We start from the raw sequence: 18,771 nt of genomic DNA on the forward strand, positions 1-18,771 counted from the left end.
GCTCGCTACAGGCGGATCACGGCCTTCCCGCGTACCCGGCCCTCCCGCAGGTCGCGGATGGCGTCCGGAACACCGGCCAGTGGGTAACCGCGGTGCACGGCGGGCGAGACCGAGCCCGCCTCCAGGAATTCCGTGAGGGCCTCCAGATCGCCGGCGCGCACCAGGGAGGTGAGCGGGCGGAGGCGGTGGGAGACGAAGGGAGACAGCAGCAGGGCCCCGAGGGACCGTTCGTTCCCGCCGAGCCAGCGCCCGCCGCCCTCCCCGCCGACGATGACGAGGGTTCCGCGCGGGGTGAGGGCGCCGCGCAGGCGGCCGATGGGGCGGTTGCCCGCGATGTCGAGGACGAGGTCGTAGCGGCGGCTGCCGTCGGTGGGATCCGCGACGGCGTAGTCGATGACCTCGTCCGCGCCCAGGGATCGGACGAAGTCGGCCTTGGCGGCGCTGCACACTCCGGTGACGCGTGCGCCGAAGGCCTTGGCCAGTTGCACGGCGAAGGAGCCGACGCCTCCCGAGGCCCCGAGGATCAGCACCGACTGTCCGGGCTCGACCCGGCCGGTCCTCCGCAGGGCCTGCAGGGCGCTGCACCCGGACACGGGCACGGCGGCGGCCTCCTCGAAGCCGAGGTTCCGCGGCTTCGGCGCCAGGGCTCCCTCCTTGGCGCACGCGTACTCGGCGAACGACCCCTCGCCGCTCCCGTACACCTCGTCGCCGGGCCGGAACCGCGTGACGCCCGGGCCGACGGCCTCCACCCGGCCCGACAGGTCCATGCCCCGCACGCGGCTCCGGGGCGCCCGCAGGCCCGTGGCGGCACGCACCGCGTACGGCATGCCCGCCATCAGGTGCCAGACGCCCTGGTCCACGGCGGCCGCGTGAACCCGTACGAGTACCCGGCCGCGGCCCGGTACGGGCCGCTCGGTCTCCTCGATGCGCAGGACCTCGGGCGGTCCGTACACGTCCTGCACCATGGCCTTCACGACGGGTCTCCCTCTGTCTCCGAATACTGGAACACCGCGTCGAGCGGTACCGCGAACACACGGGCGATCTGGAACGCCTTCTCCAGGGAGGGCGAGTACCGGCCCTGTTCGATGGCGATGACGGTCTGCCGGGTCACGCCGATCCGGCGGGCCAGCTCGGCCTGGGTCATCTCGCCGTGGGCGAAGCGCAGGGCCCGGATCCTGTTGGTCACGAGCGTGGGCCTCACCACGTCTGGAACCCCGTCCGGTAGGCGGCGATCTTCGCCAAGGAGCCGAGCACAGCCGACAGCGCGAAGGCGAGGTAGAGGGTGTTGGCGATCCAGAACTGGTCCGCCTCGGCCATCGCCAGCACGAGCGCGGTCACGCCGCCGATCGCGACGAAGGACTGGCCGACGTGCTCACCGAAGCGGTGGATCTCCCGGTCGCGCTGGTCCTTGGCCCGGTCCTCCTCGGGGGTGAGGAGCGCGGCGGTGATGTGCAGCGCGACCGAGGCGACGACGGATGCGCCGACCGTCCACAGCAGGGCGGCCACGTACGGCGCTTCGGCGAGGGGCTCGCTGCCCGGCCGCCCGAGGACGGCCGCCAGGTAGGCCCCGTACGACGCGAGGGTGACCACGATCATGATCCACGCGCGTTTCTCCTCGATTGCCACGACCACTCCCCATGTAAAGAAAACCGGACATGACCAATGTCAAGCATCCGGCACATCGTGTCAAGAGTTCTTTACATCGCCGTGCGGGTGGTCGCCCCTGGGGCGGGCGGCGTGCGGATCGGCCGCGCGGACGGGGCAGCCGGAGCGCGAACGCCCCGTGGCATCGGCGGACCGATGTCACGGGGCGTTCGCGGAGCGGCTGTCCGGGCGGTGGCCGTCAGTGGCTGAGCGACCTGAGTGCCGCCGCGTCGTACGGCCTCAGTTCCTCGAAGCGGTTGCCGAGGACCTTCGCCGCCCAGTGCGGGTCCTGGAGCAGGGCGCGGCCGACGGCGACCAGGTCGAATTCGTCGCGTTCCATGCGGTCCAGGAGGTTGTCGAGGTCGCCGAGCGCGGCTCCCTCCCCGGCGAAGGAGCGCAGGAAGTCGCCGTCGAGACCGACCGATCCGACGGTGATGGCCGGTCGGCCGGTGAGCTTCTTGGTCCAGCCCGCGAGGTTGAGGTCCGACCCCTCGAACTCCGGGATCCAGTAGCGCCGGGTGGAGGCATGGAACGCGTCGACGCCGGCGGCCGCCAGCGGGGCCAGGATCGCCTCCAGCTCCTGCGGGGTCTGCGCGAGCCGGGCGTCGTAGGCGTCCTGCTTCCACTGCGAGTAGCGGAAGATCACCGGGAAGTCGGCCGGGACGCGCTGGCGCACCGCGGCCACGATCTCCGCGGCGAACTTCGTGCGGGCCACCGCGTCGCCGCCGTAGGCGTCGGTGCGGCGGTTGGTGCGCTCCCACAGGAACTGGTCGAGCAGATAGCCGTGTGCGCCGTGCAGTTCGACGCCGTCGAAGCCGATCCGCGCGGCGTCCGCGGCGGCGTCGGCGAACGCGCCGATGACGTCGTCGAGGTCGGCGGGGGTCATGGCCCTGCCGGTTCCCTCGGTGCCGTCGACGCGGATACCGGAGGGGCCGACGGCGGGCGCGTCGGGGTACGGGGCCTCGCCCTGCTTGCGCACCATGCCTATGTGCCACAGCTGGGGCACGATCGCGCCGCCGGCCTCGTGCACGGCCGCGGCGACCTCCGCCCATCCCGCCAGCTGGTCCTCGCCGTGGAACCTCGGAACCCGGTCGCTCTGCCCGGCGGACTCGTGGCCGACGTAGGTCCCCTCGGTGACGATCAGGCCCACGCCGGCGGCGGCCCGGCCGGCGTAGTACGCCCGTACGTCCTCACCGGGCACGCCGCCGGGGGAGAACATGCGCGTCATCGGCGCCATGGCGATGCGGTTGCGCACGGTCAGGCCGTTCAGCGTGACGGGGCGGGAGAGGATCTCGGCCGCGCGGGAGGCGGTGGACGTGGTGACGGTCATGCGGGTCCTCCGGGTTGGGGCTGTGGCTCGTCGGGGTGGGGCGGCGACGAGCCGTGCGAGAAGTGCATAGTACACAGGATGTGTATCATGCATATCGCCGCGGGTGGCGATAATGGAGCGCCGGAAAGGAGCAGGGAGGCGACGTGCTGGAGAAACTCGAACGGGAGCTGATGCTGCTCTCGCGCCACCAGGTGCTCGGCCGGCGTGACCGTGACCCCGAACGCCTGGAGCGCTCGGCCTACCTGCTGCTCAGCCGGATCGACACGCAAGGGCCCATGTCCATCGGACAGTTGGCGGAGGCCTTCGGGCTCGACACCTCCACCGTGAACCGCCAGACGGCCGCGCTCCTGCGCTGCGGACTGGCCGAGCGCGTCGCGGACCCGGACGGCGGCATGGCGCGCAAGCTGCGGATCACCGACGAAGGCGGGCGCCGGCTGGCGGGTGACCGTGAGGTCAACCGCTCCTGCCTGGCCCGCGTGGTCGCCGACTGGTCCCCCGAGGACGTGCGACGGCTCGCGGACGTCCTGGTCCGGCTCAATCGCAGCGCGGAGGCCCTCGAAGGACGGTACTGGCCGCGCACGGAGGGCGAAGCCGCCCGCGCCGGATGCCGCCCACCCGCCGCACCGTCCGACGACTGACACCGTGGTCGCCCGCCCGGGCCGCCGACGTGCCCTGCGGGTGAGTCGGTCCGCCCCGACCCGGTCCGGCGTCCGCCGGGTCAGCCATGGCGGCGGTGGAACCGCAGGGTGGTGAAGACCGCCACGCCGAGCGTGATGTGCATGAGGGACAGGGCCGCGACGGTGCCGCCGTCCGCGTCGGACGACAGCGGGCCGGCGACCGACAGCAGTGCCAGCCCACTGCCCGCGTACTGCGCGATCCGCAGGAAGACCGGCTTCCACAGGGCCAGCAGGAGCGCGACACCCACCCCGACGACCAGCGGCACAACGGACGATCCGATGACGCCGCCGACCGTGATCGGGTGTTCTTCGCCGCCGTCGACGACGATGAGCGAGGCACCGGCCAGCTCTGCGACGGCGAGGACGGCCAGATTGACCGCGGCAGCCCCGAGCGCGCCGCCGGCCAGCGTCTTCCACCAGCCGAAGCCGGAACGGCGGACCGGGTTCTGTACTGCGGCGCGTGACATGAGAGTTCCCCCAAGGTGAGAAGTGCCCGGCTGTGGTCCGGCCGCGGCGTACGAGAAAGCCTCCAACCTGAAGCACACATGAGGTCAAGGCCTCTCCGGACGGCGCCGGAGCGGCCGGCCTCCCGGCCGGGTACGGCCGACTACGCGGTGGGGAGGAGGTCGGCAACGAGGACGGCGAACTCCTCGGGGGCGAGGATGCGGATGCCGAGGTCTTCGGCCTTGGCGCGCTTGGAGCCGGCCTTCTCGCCCGCGACCAGAAGGGTGGTGCGCTTGGACACCGACGACGATGCTTTTCCGCCGGCCCGTTCGATCAGCTCGTTCATCTCGTTCCGTGACAGCGCCGCGAGGGGGCCGGCCATGGAGCCGGTGACCACGACGGCCTGCCCGGCCAGCGGGCCGCCCGCCGCCGGGTCCTCGCTGCCGCCTTCGTCGGCGGCAGGCTCCTGCGGCTCGGCGGCCTGGACACCGACCTGCTGGGCCTGGAGCTTGTCGAGAAGCGGGGCGAGTGAGGCGAGTTCGGCCGCGATGACACGGGCCTTCTCGGTGCCGATCCCGTCGACCAGGGCCAGCGTCTCGGCGCCGGCCGCCCGGATCGCGGCCATCGAACCGAAGTGCGCCGCGATCCGGCGGGACATGGTGCGCCCGGTGCCACGGACGCCGAGGGCGCAGAACACACGGTTCAGTGCGGCCCCGCGGGCGGTCTCGATCGCGGCCAGGAGGTTGGCGGCGCTGGTCTCTCCCATCCGCTCCAAACCGAGGAGCTGCTCGCGGGTCAGCGTGAAGAGATCGGCGATGTCCGTGACCAGACCGGCCTCCACCAGCTGGATCGCGCGAATGCCGCCGAGACCCTCGATGTCGAGCTGGTCACGGCCGGCTGCGTAGATCACCGAGGCCACGGCCTGACAGCTCCGGCCGCGCACGCACCGCCACCGCTGCTCGGAGGCGTCGATCGCGTCGCCGCAGCGGGGGCACACCCCGGGGAAGACGATCGGGCTCTCGCCGCCGGTGCGCCGGTCGGCCAGTGGCGCCTCGACCCGGGGGATCACATCGCCCGCCCGGTACACGTACACCTGGTCGCCGATCATGAGCCCGCGACGGGTGATGTCGGCCGGATTGTGGAGCGTGGCGTAGGTGACCGTCACCCCGTCGATGACCACGGGCTCCAGGACGGCGCGTGGGGCGATGATCCCGGTACGGCCGACGTTCCACTCCACCGACAGCAGGCGCGTCACCTTGTGCTCGGCTGCCAGCTTCCGGGCCACCGCCCACCTCGGGGCACGTGAACCGTTGCCGGCCCGGCGCTGGTCCTCGGCCGAGTCGGCCTTGACGACGACACCGTCGATTCCGAAGGGCAGTTCTGTGCGCAGCCCGGCGATCACGTCGATACGGTCCTGCACCTGCTCCACGGTCTCGCACCGCACCGGCGCCGTGACCGTGCCGGCGGCCGTGTTCGCACCGAGCAGGGCCAGCCGCTCCAGCAGGGCGACGTGACCGAGGCCGTCCAGGCCGTCCAGGCCGACCGCGCCGTAGCCGAAGAACGTCAGCTCGATCCGGTAGGGGCGGTCCTTGGCCCGCAGGGTGCCGGCCGCCCCGCTGCGCGGGTGTGCGAAGGGCGTGGCGGCGTGGGCGAGCCGGATCCGGTTGGCCTCCTCGAACTGCGCGGTCGTCAGCAGCACCTCGCCGCGCAACTCGACGTCGATCGGTTCGGTGAGGCGCGGGGGTAGACCGAGGACGGCCTCGGCGGCGTGGGTGATGTCCTCGCCCGCCAAGCCGTCGCCGCGGGTGAGGAGCTGCACGAGCCGGCCGCCCCGGTAGCGGGCGGCCACCGCGAGGCCGTCGAGCTTCGGTTCCACGCACCACCCGGCCACGGGGTGTCCCAGACGCCGTTCCAGCCCCGCGGCCCATTCGGCGAACTCCTCGGCGTCGAAGACGTTGTCGAGGGAGAGCATCGGCACGGAATGGGGCACGTCCCCTTGGACGGCCCCGCCCGCCACCTTCCCGGTCGGCGACTCGGCGAGCACCGCGTCCGGGTGTGCCTGCTCGTACGCGGCGATGGCACGCAGCAGCAGGTCGTACTCGTCATCGCCGAGCGGGGTGGTTCCGTCGCCGTAGTAGGCGGCCGACGCCGCCACGGCGGTGGTCACGGCCTCGGCGTAGGCGCCGGGCGAGAGCAGGGCACTGTTTTCGGTCATGAAGGTCATCATCCTGCCCACCACTGACAACGCCACGCTTCGGAACCGCCGTCACTGCGAACGGTGCGGAACGGCGAGTGGGATGCTGCTGGACGGCGACCCGGGTCGACCGAGGCAGCCCGCGCGCGGGTGCACGGGGCGCCTTCCGTTCCGGCGGGCTCAGGCACCGTGGACGGGCGGCCGGGGTGCGAAGAGAGCCTGCACGGTTTCGGCTGCCGTTTCGCGCAGCCAGGCGTGGGCGCGGTCGTCGTCGTAGCGCTGGTGCCACAGCAGGTGCAGGGGGACGTCGGGCAGCGGGAGCGGCGGCTGGAGTGTGACCAGGCCGAGTCGGTTGCGGGCGGTGCGGGTGACGGCGTCGGGGAGGGTGGTCACCAGGTCGGTGTCGAGGGCGAGTTGCAGGGCGAAGGCGGCGGTGGGTCCGGCGGCGGTGACGCGTCGTTCGAGGCCGCGTGCGCCCAGGGCGTCGTCGATCCGGTCGCGCAGGTGTCCGCGCCGCGAGACGGTGAGGTGCTCGGCGGCGGCGTAGCGTTCCGGGCTCAGCGGGCCCTCGGAGAGCGGGTGGCCCGGCCGGACGGCGATGACGAGCCGGTCCTTGCCCACGAGCCGGTGGCGGATGTCGGGGAGAGCCGGGGCGCCGGCACTTGATGCGAGGTCGACTTCGCCCCGGCGCAGCTCGGCGTCGTCCGTCCCGGGTTCGGCGGGCAGGCGCAACCGGACGCCGGGGGCGCGGCGGTGGACGGCGGTGATCAGGGCGGTGCCGCAGGCCGCGGTCAGCGCGTCGTGCCAGCGCACGGTGAACACCCGCTCCAGAGACGCCAGGTCGAGTTCCTGCTGCGCGGAGAGGAGCTGGTGGGCCTGCTGGACCAGGGCGTGGACCTGGGCGCGCATCTCCAGCGCCCGGGTGGTGGGCACCATGCTGCGGCCGGTGCGGACCAGGATCTGGTCACCGGTGGCCTTGCGGATGCGGCCCAGCGAGCGGCTCATCGCCGGTGGGGTGACGTGCAGGCGGGCCGCGGCCCCGGCGACGCTGCCCTCTTCCAGCAAGGCGTCCAGGGCCGTGAGCAGATTCAGATCCAATTGCATGGCGGTAACTCTACAAGTGACAAGCATGCACTTGTTGTTAACGATCGGGCGGCCTACTTTCGATGTGCGGGGAGCTGGACAGCCACCCCGCTCCACCCCTCCTCAACCGATCCCCAGGGAGCCCGCCATGAGCACAGCCATGCCCTTCGACGCCGGTACCACGTTCCTGCCGGAGGTGACGGCCGCGGTGAGGACCGCCGGCGCCGCGCTGCGCGACCGCCACACCCCGCACGCCCGGGGCGTGAGTCTGGACGAGGTCGTCGCCGAGATCCACGCCAACGACGACGCCGTACTGGAGGTACTGCGTGAACCGCTGCTGCGGGCCCGTCCGGGGTCGCAGTGGGCCGAGGACGAACTGGCCGGCGGCGCGCTCCCGCCGGGGGAGTGGTGGGTCGTCGACCCCGCCGAGGGCAACATCAACCACGTCCACGGCATGGACGACTGGGCCGTGACCGCCACCCTGGTCCGCGACAACCAGCCGGTACTCACCGTCGTCCACCTGCCGCTGACCGGTGCCACCTACACCGCGGTCGCCGGCCACGGAGCCCACCTCGACCACCGTCCTCTGAAGGTGTCCGCCAAGACCGACCTGGGCGCCGCGCTCACCGGCACCGGCCAGGCCCGGCCCGGCGAGGACGAGCGCATCTTCCGGCGGATCGGCGACTCCGTCACCGCCATGCTCGCGAGCGGCCTGGTCGTGCGCGTGTCCGTTCCCGCCACGATGCAACTCATCCACGTCGCCGCTGGACGCACGGACGCGTTCTGGCAGTTCTCCGACGTCCGCTCCGGCCTGGTCGCCGGTGCCCTGCTGGTCTCCGAGGCCGGAGGCACCGTCACCGACCTGGCGGGCGCCCCCTGGAACACCGCCAGCCGCGACTTCCTGGCCTCCGCGCCCGGCATCCACGCCGCCGCCCTCAAGACCCTCGCGCCCATCGCCTGACCTGCGGTGCCCGCATCGCCCCCGTCACCATCCCGAGACCGCAAGGAGCACCACCACATGACCCGCATCGGCATCCTGGGCGCCGGCCGCGTTGCCACCAACCTCGCCGCCGGGCTCTCCGCCGCCGGACACCACATCACCCTCGGCCACCGCGGCCGGCACGACACCGCAGCCCGCACCACCGGGCTCGCACCGGCGCCGCGGATCGCCTACGCCGACCACCGCACCACAGCCCGCACCACCGACATCGTGATCAACGCAACCCCCGGCGACAGTTCTCTGGACCGCCTCACCGGCCTGCGGGGCGAACTCACCGGCAAGATCCTCATCGACGTCTCCAACGCCACCCGCGACGCCGCGGACGGCCTGCCCGAAGACCTGTGCTATCCGGGCAGCAGCCTCGCCGAGAAGCTCCAGGCGGCACTCCCCGACACCCACGTGGTCAAGACCCTCAACACCATGCTCTTCACGGTCATGACCACCCCTCAAACCCTCGCTACCCCGCCGACCGCCTACCTCTCGGGCGACGACGACCACGCGAAGAAGACCGTTGCCGACCTGCTCGGCGACCTCGGCTGGCACCCCGGTCAGATCGAGGACCTCGGCGGCATCGACACGGCCCGCGCCACTGAGGCCATGATCCTGATCGTGCCCCACATCCTGCGCCGGCACGGCCTCAAGCCCTTCGCCGTCTCCCTGGCCCGCTGACGGCCATGAAGACCGCGCCACCCCTCGGCGGCCCCCGACGTTGCCGACGGCCCAGCGGCGCGCCCTCGTCTCCTTGCCCTGCTGCGAGAAGCCGCCGGGGGCCGTGCAGCTGCGGAAGACCCCCACCTGTCGGCAGTCGACGCCGGCCGGACGGCTGGCGCCGGCCGCCGTCCATGGCCCTACGGCCTCGACCCCGACGGTCCGGCCGCAGGCCCGTGGCAAGCCCGGTCTGAACCAGGTCGCAGCGGACGCCGCCGCGGCGTGCACGGGAGGCCGGGCGCTCGGTGTGAGCGGTGAGGAGGCGGCTGGCTGGCGGTATCCGGCGGAGCGTTATGCTCCGCTCCTGTGGAAGACATCAACGTACGACAGCCGCAGCAGGCCCGAGGAACGGGCGGGGTGGTCCTGCGGTTCAAGGGCAGGGTGGAGAAGAGCGAGCTCCGTGAGGGACTGAAGGTTGCAGGAACGTTCCGGCGACTGCGTTTGCTCGCTGCCGCAGGCGCGTTGGCCATCGCCTCCCTAGGGGTACGCGTCGATGCCGAGGGCGGCTCGGTGAACATCGGCCTCGTGGCCGCGGCCGTCGTCTACGCGACCGTGTTCGCCCTGCTGGCACCCCGGCGGATCGTCACTCATGCTTTCCGCGCCCAGCGGGCCCACGAGGGCGCGGACTGCGTGGTCGACGGCAATGGCATCGCGGCCGTTCTCGACGGCGTGGAGATCAAGCGCTTCGGCTGGGAGGAGATGACGCGGTATCACGAAACCGCGGGACTCTACGTGGTCGTGGGCAAGATCCGCCTGAGGACCTGGGCGATCGTGCTGCCCAAGCGCCTGCTGACAGCACCCGACGCCGAACTCCTCGGAGCGGTACTCGACTCCCGGCTGTGCTCCCGCACCGGTGCTGCCCTCCCGCCTTCCGCCTGAGGCCGTCACCAGCACGGCGAGGGACCCGGCAGGGGTTCGCTGTCGTGCGGCGCTCCCTGCAATGACCCGTGTCGGAAGGGTACGCGCGGGACAGGCCCCGGCCCTCGTCCCCGGAACGCGGTCCGGCCCGGGGTGCCCCCTTCCGAGGGTGGCCGCGCACTGACGGTGGCCGCAGGCGCCCAGGAGGCGCTTGCGCTGTCCGGGGTCCTGGGTCCTGGATCCGCACGAGCGCACGATCCTGGCCGGTGTCGCTCAACGGGGTTCCGAGCCTCACTCGCGTGACCGGCACCCCGCAACCGGTGAGGGGCGGGACAAGTGGACGCGCCCGGCCGGTGGCCGGGCGCGTCGTTTCACGTGGTCGAGCGGGCCGATGGGCCGTCTCAGTTGCCGATGCCGGCGGTGCCGATGCCCGAGTTGCCGATGCCGTGGCTGCCGATGCCCGTGTTCGCGATGCCCGCGTTGCCCAGACCCCAGTTGGCGATGCCCGCGTTGCCCACGCCGCGGTTGAAGATGCCCGCGTTGCCCACGCCGTCGTTGAAGGCGCCCGCGTTCCCCACGCCGTCGTTGAAGACGCCGGCGTTGCCCACGCCATGGTTGCCGATGCCCGAGCTGCCCACCCCGTCGGCGCTGGCTGCGCCGACGCCGACGGCGGCCATCACTGCCGCGCCACCCAGCACGGTCGCCACGCGGAGAAGAGTCGCACGCATCTTGATGTACCTCCTGTTTAGCGGACCTTTCCGGTCATATCCCTAACATGTGGTCAGGTCGTACGGGGGGATGTCCACATCTGGCGTGCCGCCCGGAGACGGGCGCCGACGGCACGTGCTCTTCCCGGGCGGCCGCCCGGGAACTGATCCTGTCCGGCCGGCTGCGGCTTGCCACCCGAGTCCATGGCACCCGCAGGGACCCCGGCATACGCCAAGATCACCCATTTGCCCCTTCCGTCCGGCAGGGACGCGCAAGAACACGGCCCACCGCGCGCTCCGGTGGTGTGTCCGGCTGATCGGTATCGCTCATGAGGCGACGGTTGGGTGGTAGCGGAGGTCGGTGCTGGGACGGTAGCGCCCCGTGAAGGACAGGTGGCGGGGGTTTTCGGCGAGGGTGAGCAGGAATTCGGTGACGGGTCCCGGGGCCTCGTGCCAGTCTCCGTCCGCTGTTTCGACGACCACGCGCCAGCCGTTCGGGTCCGGTTCCTCCGGGAGGAGGTAGTAGACGGTGCCGTCTTCTTCCCCGCCCCACTCGATCAGGCCGCCCGGATGGGGGTGGAACGGAAACGGGTAGCGATCAGGATCGGCCAGGTGCAGATCGTGTTTGTCTCCTGACCGCGGCCAGAGCCGTTCCAGTTCCTCTCGCGTCCCGTTCACAGGCCGGCACATCCAGAGGAACCCGTCGAAGGCGCCGGGACCGTACAGGTCGAGGAACGCCTTGTAGTCGGTAGGGAGGCGGACACCAAGGTGTTCCTCGGCGGCCTCCCACAGGCGCGGCCGCGCCCACCCCCAGCAGGCCGGCTCGCCCAGCAGTTTCTCAAGCCTGTCCAAGGCGGACGCCATCTGCACTCCCGGGTGTCTTCATGGGCACGGTTGCCGCGGCCACCTTCGCACGCGGCTGGGACAGCACCTTCAGGGGCAGGACCGAGCCCATGTCCACGGCAGACTCGATGACGTGCCTGCCGTGGCCAGCACGGGGTTGCCCCCAGAGCGCGACGTCTGGTCGGAAGGTTGAAGCAGCAGTGGACCGGTGGACGACGCGCCGCTCGCCGCAGCGGTGGACCTCGGGCCTCCAGGCTCCGCGCCGCCGCCCCCGCGGCGGCGGCCGTCCGGCGCATCGGTCCCGGCTGGCAGGAATATGTTGTGGTGTACGAGCGCACGGCACGGCTCTCGTGTGTCTCAGGACGATCGCGTGTGCCCGTTTCCCCCGCCGGTGCGGTCGTCGTGGATCCCCTCTTGGGGAGGAGACGGCAGAAGCGGTCGTGGCGGCAGCGCCTGGGCGTGACGCAGGTACCGCTGGGCCGCGTCCTCGATCACCCGGGGCAGGAGCTGGCTGAACTCCTCCATGCTCGACACCCCCCGGGCGGCGGCGCGGAGGACCTGGTTCATCGTGCTTGGCAGGGTCTCCTCCAGGCGGGCGGTGAGTCCTGTCTCTCGGGCGGAGCTTTGCGGGTCGCTTCGGTTCCACGGGACGACCACGCCGACCCACGGCCGGTGTCCGGCGTCGAAGGCGGCGAGCCGGGCCCGGCGCCCCTCGTCGGCCAGCGCCCAGCGGTCGAGCAGCAGCACTTCGGGGCTGGACGGGGCCTGTTCGCCGTCGTGGTGCGGCACCTGCTCGTCGAAGGAGGAGACGGTGACCCGGTAGTCGAGGGAGCGCGCCAGTTCCTCGGCGACCCAGACCAGAGGCCGCGCGGACACCGGGTGGTAGGGGTTCCAGTCCAGTGGACTTTCCCCGTAGTACTCGGCGGCGCGGCCCTCGGGCAGTTGGTGACGCGTGGGGGCGACGACGGTCAGGCGAATCCGGCGCTGGCGGGACCCTGCTACCCCGAAGGCACTGGGGACCGTCCGGTAGTCGAGCACACGGCTGGGGTCGAGGGAGGTGGACTCGGCCACGTGCACGATGCGCTTGGCGAGCTCATAGATGCTCCGTTCGTACTCCTCGGCGAAGCGAAGCTTGATCAGCCCGTAGAGCCCTTCGGTGGCATAACGTTCGCCGAACGAGCGGTGGGTGAACTGCAACGCAGCTGCGGGAGAGGGAAGTTGCTCCGAAGGTACGGGGACCCAGAGCGCGGGCACGATCGCCCCGGCCGGCGCGTTGCTGCGCGCCTGGTGATGGATCATGCGTTGGGCGAACGCATGCCACTCCCTCCCGCACGTCTCGCTGGCGAAGTACCGTGGGGAGAACAGCGGGACGAACACCCGGCATGCGGCGAGCGCTGCGCCCAGCCGCTCGGACCAGCCCTCCCCGGTGCGTATCTCCCGGTCCATGAAGCCCACTGGCGCCCCGGCCGGCAGATCGGTCAGGGCCATCACATGGCCGCACAGATCGCGGAACAACCGCTCGACCCACATGTCGGGGTCTGGACCGCCGGTGCCGAACCTCGGTGTGTGCGCGTAGCTGAGGAAGAAGTACGGCCGGTTGCGCGAGACCGCGGCGGAGCGAGCCGGGTCGCCCCCGGCCCGTACGGTCAGGCTCGGCCGTGGCGGGTCCGGAGGCGTGACGGGACCCGCGGGTGCCGGGGAAACCGGCCCCATGACGGTGTCGGCGCCGGGGAGCCAGTCGGAATCCCCGGGGTGCTCCTCGGTGTGGCGGGCCAGCAGCTGACGCAGTGTGCGGACGTCGCGTACCCCGAGGCGCCGCTGCGCCACCTCGCGCACACCGGGTCGGTAACTCAGCTCGACGCCGCCCCGGACGGCGTCCGCCGCCTCCTCCGCCGAAAAGAGCCCGGCGACGAGGATCTCGGCGAGGTCCGCCACCGTGGCCTCGGGCACCATCCGCTCCTGGACGAACCGCACGAGCGGAAGACTCAGCCGGTCGAAGGGGGTGCACAGCACGGCAAGCCGGGCGGCGGCGGGCGACGCGAGGTGGAAGAAGGCGTCGGCGACGGCGTGCTCCCGGCCCGGACGGTCCACTTCCCGTACAGCCGGCGGGACGGGTTCGTAGGACGCGGGAAGGAACAGCGCGTCGCACCCCTCGGGGGCTGCGCGCATCAGAAGCCGGGCCCATCGGCCGAGGGAATGCGGCGAGAACGCCTGCACGGGCAGGGGCAGCCAGTCCGGCTGTCCGGGCACTGCGGCTGCCGACGGGACCGGTGACAGCGGAGGGTGGAAGCGAAGTGCGGCATTCCACGGGCCGGGGGTCCCCGGGGAGCCGACCCGGCCGGCCGGGAGGTCCACGCCGACATGGCGCCATATCTTGGGCGGTAGCGGGTTGACCAGTGCCACGCTGCCCTTCAGGGCCCAGATGTACGCCGAGTGCCACAAGGTGCCGTTGCGCCATGCCAGCGACGTGCAGTCGGAGGCAATGAGGAGCAGGCTGCGCGCAGTGGGGAGCCCAAGCGACCCGGGCGGATGCCGGTTGCCACGACCGTCCGCGATCTCGGGCCGCTCACCGTCGGCGTACAACTCGCGGACCCGCACGGCACGGAAAGCTCCGAGGGTCCGCAGCCGCCGCCGGAACTCGTCCAGCACCTCCTGCCAGACCGTCATCGAGGGCGAGCGGTCCACGAGCAGGGTGAGGTCGTACCAGCGTTCCGGTGCGGGGGCGAAGGCAGGAATGAGCTCACCGGTGCGGGCGTAGTCGCGTACGGTCGCCGCGATGTCGAGGGCCGGTCGGCGACCCTGTCGCCAGGGACGCTTGAACGGGCGCAGTGCACGGCCGAGTTCGAGGGAGCTCGGCAGGGCGGGCGACCTCGGCACAGCCGTGGATTCGGTGTGTGGCGCGGGGCCGGTCGGACGTCCCCGTCGCGCGAGTCGCAGCCGCTCGGGGGGCGGGCTGCCGACCGGGGCATCGGCGGGCCGGGCCGGGGACGGCGGCCCACCGGGGCGGCGCGGCGGTACCGAGGCCGGGGGCCGTTGCGCGGCCAACCAGATGACGTCGGCCAGCGAGACCGCGTCCATGGTGCTGTCGGCCCGCCGGAGCAGGCCGAGCGTGCGGGCAAGTGCGTCCCCGTGCGCTGAATCCCACCGGTCTGCGGGAGTTTCAGGCACGGGACAGGTCCTTCAGCACCAGCTCGAACAGTCCGCGCGGGAGTTCCGTGGAGCCGTTCATCAGGTGGAGGGCGTTCAGCAACTGGTCGAGGGCGAGGGTTTCGCCGGAGGACACCCGGTTGACGAAGTCGGTGACCAGCTCCGCGATGGGCCCGCCGTCTGCCACGTCGATGCCCAGGTGTTGGCGCACCACGTCCTGGATGAGCTCCTCCGAGGGGAGGGGCATGGTGAACCGGACGCAGCGGCGCAGGAACGGCGGCGGCAGTTCCTGTTCCCCGTTGCTGGTCATCACGATGAACGGGAACTCACTGCACTGCACAAGGCCGTGCTCCACCTGAGCCTTCTCCTCGCTGTCCCAGATCCGTACCTGCGCGCAGTCCTGCCCCTCCCGGAGCAGTTCAGGGATCCGGAACTCCCCGCGCTCCAGCACTTCCAGCAGGTCGCCAGGCAGGTCCAGATCGGCCTTGTCGATCTCGTCGACGAGCAGGGCCCGGGGCCCCGGTGGCAGCAGCGCGGAGCCCAGCGGGCCGAGCGCCAGGAAAGCGGCGACTTCGTCTTGCTGCCCGAGGCGCTGCGCGTGGATACGCCCAAGGGCGTCGTAGCGGTAGAGGGCGTCGGAGAGGGTGCTGCGGGAGGTGATGTGCCAGCGCAGCACCGGCCCCAGGTCGAGTTCGTGCGCCACCTGTTCGATCACGGTCGACTTGCCGGTGCCCGGCGGACCGGTGATCAGCAGGGGACGGCGCAGGATCAGCGCTGCGTTGACGGCTTGCTTCAGTTCCGGTGTCGGACAGAACACCTCGGCGGCCGGAAGCCTGGGAAACCGTCGCCACGGCGGTGGCTCGGGCAGTGCGGCGCCGGGCCTGGCGACACCGTCACCCCGGTAGTACGCGGTCTGTGGCCCGCTGGTCATTCGCTCCCCCTCCACGTCGTCCGCCTCTCTGCCGTCTGCCCGGCGGTGAGCCGGCTGCAGAACCGCAGCCACTCGGGGTCGTCCCAGACGGCCCGCCAACCGCCGATGCCGTCGTCCGGTTCGTCCTGCCACCTGCACCGGTAGGCCAGCATCAGCACTTCGGGCATGCGCGGCCAATGGCGGTCGAGCCAGTCGGCCCGCACCCGGCCGCCGTCCGGACCGTGCGGCCACAGCAGCACCGGGGTGTAGGTGAGGAGAAGGTCCATCAGCTGTTCGTTTGCTCCAGGATGATGGGTCAGAGCGATTCCCTTCCCGAACCGTCCGTCCCGCAGGTGCTGACTGAGGACGGTCAGCGCCGGTGTGTCCGGCCCCGTGATCCAGTCGAGCGGGATGTCCGACTCAGGCGCGCCGATCCGGTTCCAACAATTCCTGAGCGCGCTCTGTGCCAGACGCAGAGCCCGGGTCGGGCTGAGTCGCTGGCTCCAGTGCACGACGACGTCGTAGGACACGCCGAGCCGCAGGATCTCCCCCGCCTCCTCAGGACGCCACTTCAGCAGCAGGCCCGTGGGCACCGCGATATCGAGTCGACGCAGCGGGTACTCGAGGGACTCGGCGAGGTCCTCCGCCCAGAGCACGGCGTCCTCGAGTGCCGTCTCGACGCCGTGGCGGTCGGCCGCCGGGCACGGGAAGGTCCAGTGGTTGTGGGTGTGCCCGTTGTCCAGCAGCCAGGCCTCGAGGGACTCGGGCCAGTCTCCCGCCAGCGAGGCATGGAGGCTCACGACCAGACTGAGGCGTCGATCGCCCTGCTTGGCGCGGGCGAGGTCCACCGCGTCGTTCAACGCCACCACTGCGTCGATCTGCTCAGCCCAGCGGCGCAGCTCGGGTGCCGTGTCGTCCATGCCCGCCTCGTGGGCGAGCAGCAGGACGAGGGTCGTCAGTCCGGGCCGGCAGTCGGGGTCGGTGACCGGGTGGTCGAACACCATCTGGTCGACGACGTCGGTGAGGGTAGGCCGCGTCAGGAGTCTGGTGTCGGCCGGCAGACGTCCCTCCGCTGAGAGCAGCGTGTGCACGGCGCGACGGAGCATGAGCGTGGTGAGGCCCGCTCCCATCCAGGAGCCGATGAAGTCCACGGTGCGCAGGGCGATCAGTTGACCGTCGACCGCCCTCAGAGCTCGGTCACGCGCGGGCGACGCCGGCAGTGCGGTCAGCCGTCGGCGCGCCTCAAGCACGGTCGGGATGCCGAAGTCCCCGGCTTCCGGGTCCACTGCTCCGGTGAGGGACAGCCCGGTCACGGCACCGAGCGCCTCGGCGAGTTCGTCGACGGCGAGGCGTCCGGAGCGCCGGACGCCCGGTACCGCTCGGTGGCCGGTGTTGCGGGCCAGCCAGAGTTCTCCGTACGAGAAGTGGTCGCCGTCGTGCACGTTCGACAGCACGCTCTGGCCCACGATGAGCTCGCGCAGCCGTGTGGCGGCTCCCGCAACGGTCAGCAAGGGACCCTGATGGTCGGAGCCGTCGCGGATCAGGGCGGCCAGGGCTTTGGACAGGCGCAGGTCGTAGGCCGGCTCGTGCGGCAGCGCGCCCATCAGCACCGCCAGCCGGGCCCGGTCCTTGCTGATTTCGGTGGGATGGACGGCCGCGGCACCGGCGTGGCAGGTGTCGACGACCGCGATGACGCCTTGGATACCGGGGTGGTCGACGGCGACGAGCAGTTCGGCGCCGATGTCGACCGCCCGGTCTCGCACTCCCTCCCGCGAGTCGGCGCCCATCAGGTACAGCGTGCTGCCCAGCCGGAACCCGTGCCCGAGCAGCGCGAGGACGAGCACCGCGCCCCGTTCGCCCGCGTACTGGACGGCCGCCCGCAGCATCGCCGTGATCTCGGCGCTGTCCAGGTCGTCCCCGGTGATCAGAGAGGCGGCTCCGCCCGGGAACGCGGACCGTCCGGGCAGGGCGGGTACGCACCCGCCGAGCGACGGCTCCATCAGCACGTCGTGGAGCGCGCCCGCAGCGCTTCGCAGGTCTTTCAAGCGTTCCTTGGAAGCGCATTGCGGGGCGACGACAAGCAGGTGACGCCGCTGCCCGGCGCTGGTCGTGGTCATGCTCCAGGCGCGGATCCGCTACCGAGGGCCTCGGCGACGAGCCCGGCGACGCCCGGCTGGGCCAGGTACTTCACTGCCGGGTGCACCCAGGCCCCGTCCGAGTCGACGCGGCTGCTGACCGGGCGCACCCCGCGGGCGTTGGGACGAAAGCCGGCCTCCAGCCGCGGGCGCACCGCGATGACGTCGTCCCGGTCCCAGAAGTTGAGCCACCTCCCTACCACCGTGGGTGTCGCGGGCGGTTGTGGTACGAGCCGGGGATGGACCACGGTCCGCATGCACAAAGGGGAGCCGAGCGTGACGATCAGCGGAACCTCCCCATGGTGTTCGTGCAGACTCTCCAGGGCCACGACAGTCCCGAGCGAGTGGGCGACGACCACGGTCGCCGGTTCCGCGAGGGCCTCGGCGATCCGTCCGCGTATCCGGACGTCGAGGGTGTCTCCGTGTTCGTCGGGCTCCTGCCGCGCCAGGTAGCGGGCGACCTGGGACAGTTCACGGACCATGGCCCGGGGGGCCAGCATGCGGCCGGCGGTCCGCCACGGGGGCAGATCCATCAAGGTGGTGATCACGTTGAGCGCCCTGCGGGCGAGGTCGCCGATGCCCTGCGGCTGTCCCTCCGGGCGGGCCTGCGCCCGGGCGTGCGCCAGCATCCGGCCTTCCACACCGCCTGCGGGGAAGTCGTACTCCTCGCCCAGCGCGTCGACCATTTCGATGAGCAGGTCCGCGAGGATCTCCTCCGCCTGCCCGGTGATCTCTGGGGATCCGTCCCCCTGAGCTTGTGGAGCCTGGAAAAGGTCTCCGTAGTACGCGAACCGTGCTGCCACCGGGCCGCCGTCCGCCGTGAGCGCCTCCGCGAGGGCCGAGTGCCCCGCGAGGCGCATTCCGTTGGCGAGAGCCCCGGTCCACTGGGCGAGTTCCCGTGCCGGATCCCGCGGCCCGCCGATTCCGTGGACGAACACCATCCGCGGGCTCATCCGCGTCCTCCCCGCGCCCCGAACCACCCGGGCGGGTGACCCGGTGAAAGGGTACCAATGCGGTTTTCAACTCATCTGCGATTCAGCAGAGTTCATGGTCCCGCCGGGGTCCGTGCGATGCAGTGCCGCTGCGGCGGG

17 protein-coding genes are annotated in these 18,771 nt (G+C 71.8%); 4 read left to right on the forward strand and 13 right to left on the reverse strand.

The features are described 5' to 3' along the window. Positions 1–5: 5 nt before the first annotated feature. The 4 genes from AW27_RS32325 to AW27_RS32340 form a co-directional block, all read right to left on the reverse strand. Positions 6–974, reverse strand: a complete 969-nt coding sequence (locus AW27_RS32325) for an NAD(P)-dependent alcohol dehydrogenase (protein ID WP_037922342.1) — start codon at positions 972–974, stop codon at positions 6–8. After that, complete coding sequence (locus AW27_RS32330; protein WP_225884534.1) at positions 971–1,186, reverse strand: helix-turn-helix transcriptional regulator; 216 nt, start codon at positions 1,184–1,186, stop codon at positions 971–973. The genes AW27_RS32325 and AW27_RS32330 overlap by 4 nt, the downstream gene beginning before the upstream one ends. A gap of 11 nt (positions 1,187–1,197) precedes the next feature. After that, positions 1,198–1,626 (reverse strand): hypothetical protein, encoded by a 429-nt coding sequence (locus AW27_RS32335; RefSeq protein WP_037922346.1) that lies wholly within the window; start codon positions 1,624–1,626, stop codon positions 1,198–1,200. Positions 1,627–1,843: 217 nt separating this feature from the next. Beyond that, a complete protein-coding gene (locus tag AW27_RS32340; RefSeq protein WP_037922349.1) occupies positions 1,844–2,974 on the reverse strand; it encodes an NADH:flavin oxidoreductase in 1,131 nt (376 codons plus the stop codon). 170 nt (positions 2,975–3,144) lie between these two features. Between AW27_RS32340 and AW27_RS32345 the strand changes: the two genes are divergently transcribed. Next, the gene (locus tag AW27_RS32345; protein ID WP_078556590.1) at positions 3,145–3,612 is read left to right on the forward strand and encodes a MarR family winged helix-turn-helix transcriptional regulator; all 468 of its coding nucleotides are present in this window, start codon (positions 3,145–3,147) and stop codon (positions 3,610–3,612) included. An 80-nt stretch (positions 3,613–3,692) separates the two neighbouring features. On the opposite strand, the gene AW27_RS32350 is transcribed toward AW27_RS32345, so the two are convergent. The 3 genes from AW27_RS32350 to AW27_RS32360 form a co-directional block, all read right to left on the reverse strand. Continuing rightward, a complete protein-coding gene (locus AW27_RS32350; protein WP_052030685.1) occupies positions 3,693–4,118 on the reverse strand; it encodes a DUF6069 family protein in 426 nt (141 codons plus the stop codon). A 140-nt stretch (positions 4,119–4,258) separates the two neighbouring features. After that, positions 4,259–6,310 carry an NAD-dependent DNA ligase LigA gene (gene ligA, locus AW27_RS32355; protein WP_037923024.1) on the reverse strand — a complete coding sequence of 684 codons (2,052 nt, stop codon included), beginning with the start codon at positions 6,308–6,310 and terminating at the stop codon, positions 4,259–4,261. 159 nt (positions 6,311–6,469) lie between these two features. Continuing rightward, a complete protein-coding gene (locus AW27_RS32360; RefSeq protein ID WP_037922351.1) occupies positions 6,470–7,393 on the reverse strand; it encodes a LysR family transcriptional regulator in 924 nt (307 codons plus the stop codon). 127 nt (positions 7,394–7,520) lie between these two features. Here AW27_RS32360 and AW27_RS32365 point away from each other — a divergent pair, with 127 nt between their 5' ends. The 3 genes from AW27_RS32365 to AW27_RS32375 all read left to right on the forward strand — a co-directional run bounded on the left by AW27_RS32365 (position 7,521) and on the right by AW27_RS32375 (position 9,959). Beyond that, entirely contained in the window at positions 7,521–8,333 is an 813-nt protein-coding gene (locus AW27_RS32365; RefSeq protein ID WP_037922353.1) for an inositol monophosphatase family protein, read from the forward strand. 57 nt (positions 8,334–8,390) lie between these two features. Further along, positions 8,391–9,041, forward strand: coding sequence for an NADPH-dependent F420 reductase (locus AW27_RS32370; RefSeq protein WP_037922355.1), 651 nt, complete (start codon positions 8,391–8,393; stop codon positions 9,039–9,041). 345 nt (positions 9,042–9,386) lie between these two features. Further along, positions 9,387–9,959, forward strand: a complete 573-nt coding sequence (locus tag AW27_RS32375) for a YcxB family protein (RefSeq protein WP_157840254.1) — start codon at positions 9,387–9,389, stop codon at positions 9,957–9,959. A gap of 380 nt (positions 9,960–10,339) precedes the next feature. Here the strand turns inward: AW27_RS32375 and AW27_RS32380 are convergent, their stop codons facing one another. The 6 genes from AW27_RS32380 to AW27_RS32405 form a co-directional block, all read right to left on the reverse strand. After that, positions 10,340–10,666, reverse strand: coding sequence for a PPE family protein (locus AW27_RS32380; protein WP_037922359.1), 327 nt, complete (start codon positions 10,664–10,666; stop codon positions 10,340–10,342). Between the two features lie 306 nt (positions 10,667–10,972). Next, the gene (locus AW27_RS32385) at positions 10,973–11,509 is read right to left on the reverse strand and encodes an SMI1/KNR4 family protein (protein WP_157840255.1); all 537 of its coding nucleotides are present in this window, start codon (positions 11,507–11,509) and stop codon (positions 10,973–10,975) included. Positions 11,510–11,845: 336 nt separating this feature from the next. After that, entirely contained in the window at positions 11,846–14,656 is a 2,811-nt protein-coding gene (locus tag AW27_RS32390; RefSeq protein ID WP_236647654.1) for a TIR-like protein FxsC, read from the reverse strand. Continuing rightward, the gene (locus AW27_RS32395) at positions 14,649–15,566 is read right to left on the reverse strand and encodes an AAA family ATPase (RefSeq protein ID WP_037922365.1); all 918 of its coding nucleotides are present in this window, start codon (positions 15,564–15,566) and stop codon (positions 14,649–14,651) included. The genes AW27_RS32390 and AW27_RS32395 overlap by 8 nt, the downstream gene beginning before the upstream one ends. Next, the gene (locus tag AW27_RS32400) at positions 15,563–17,590 is read right to left on the reverse strand and encodes a vWA-MoxR associated conflict system protein (RefSeq protein ID WP_052030689.1); all 2,028 of its coding nucleotides are present in this window, start codon (positions 17,588–17,590) and stop codon (positions 15,563–15,565) included. The genes AW27_RS32395 and AW27_RS32400 overlap by 4 nt, the downstream gene beginning before the upstream one ends. Positions 17,591–17,658: 68 nt before the next feature. Further along, positions 17,659–18,633, reverse strand: a complete 975-nt coding sequence (locus AW27_RS32405) for a hypothetical protein (protein ID WP_037922368.1) — start codon at positions 18,631–18,633, stop codon at positions 17,659–17,661. Between the last annotated feature and the right edge of the window lie 138 nt (positions 18,634–18,771).

This window comes from Streptomyces sp. PCS3-D2, assembly GCF_000612545.2.
Taxonomy (GTDB): Bacteria; Actinomycetota; Actinomycetes; order Streptomycetales; family Streptomycetaceae; genus Streptomyces.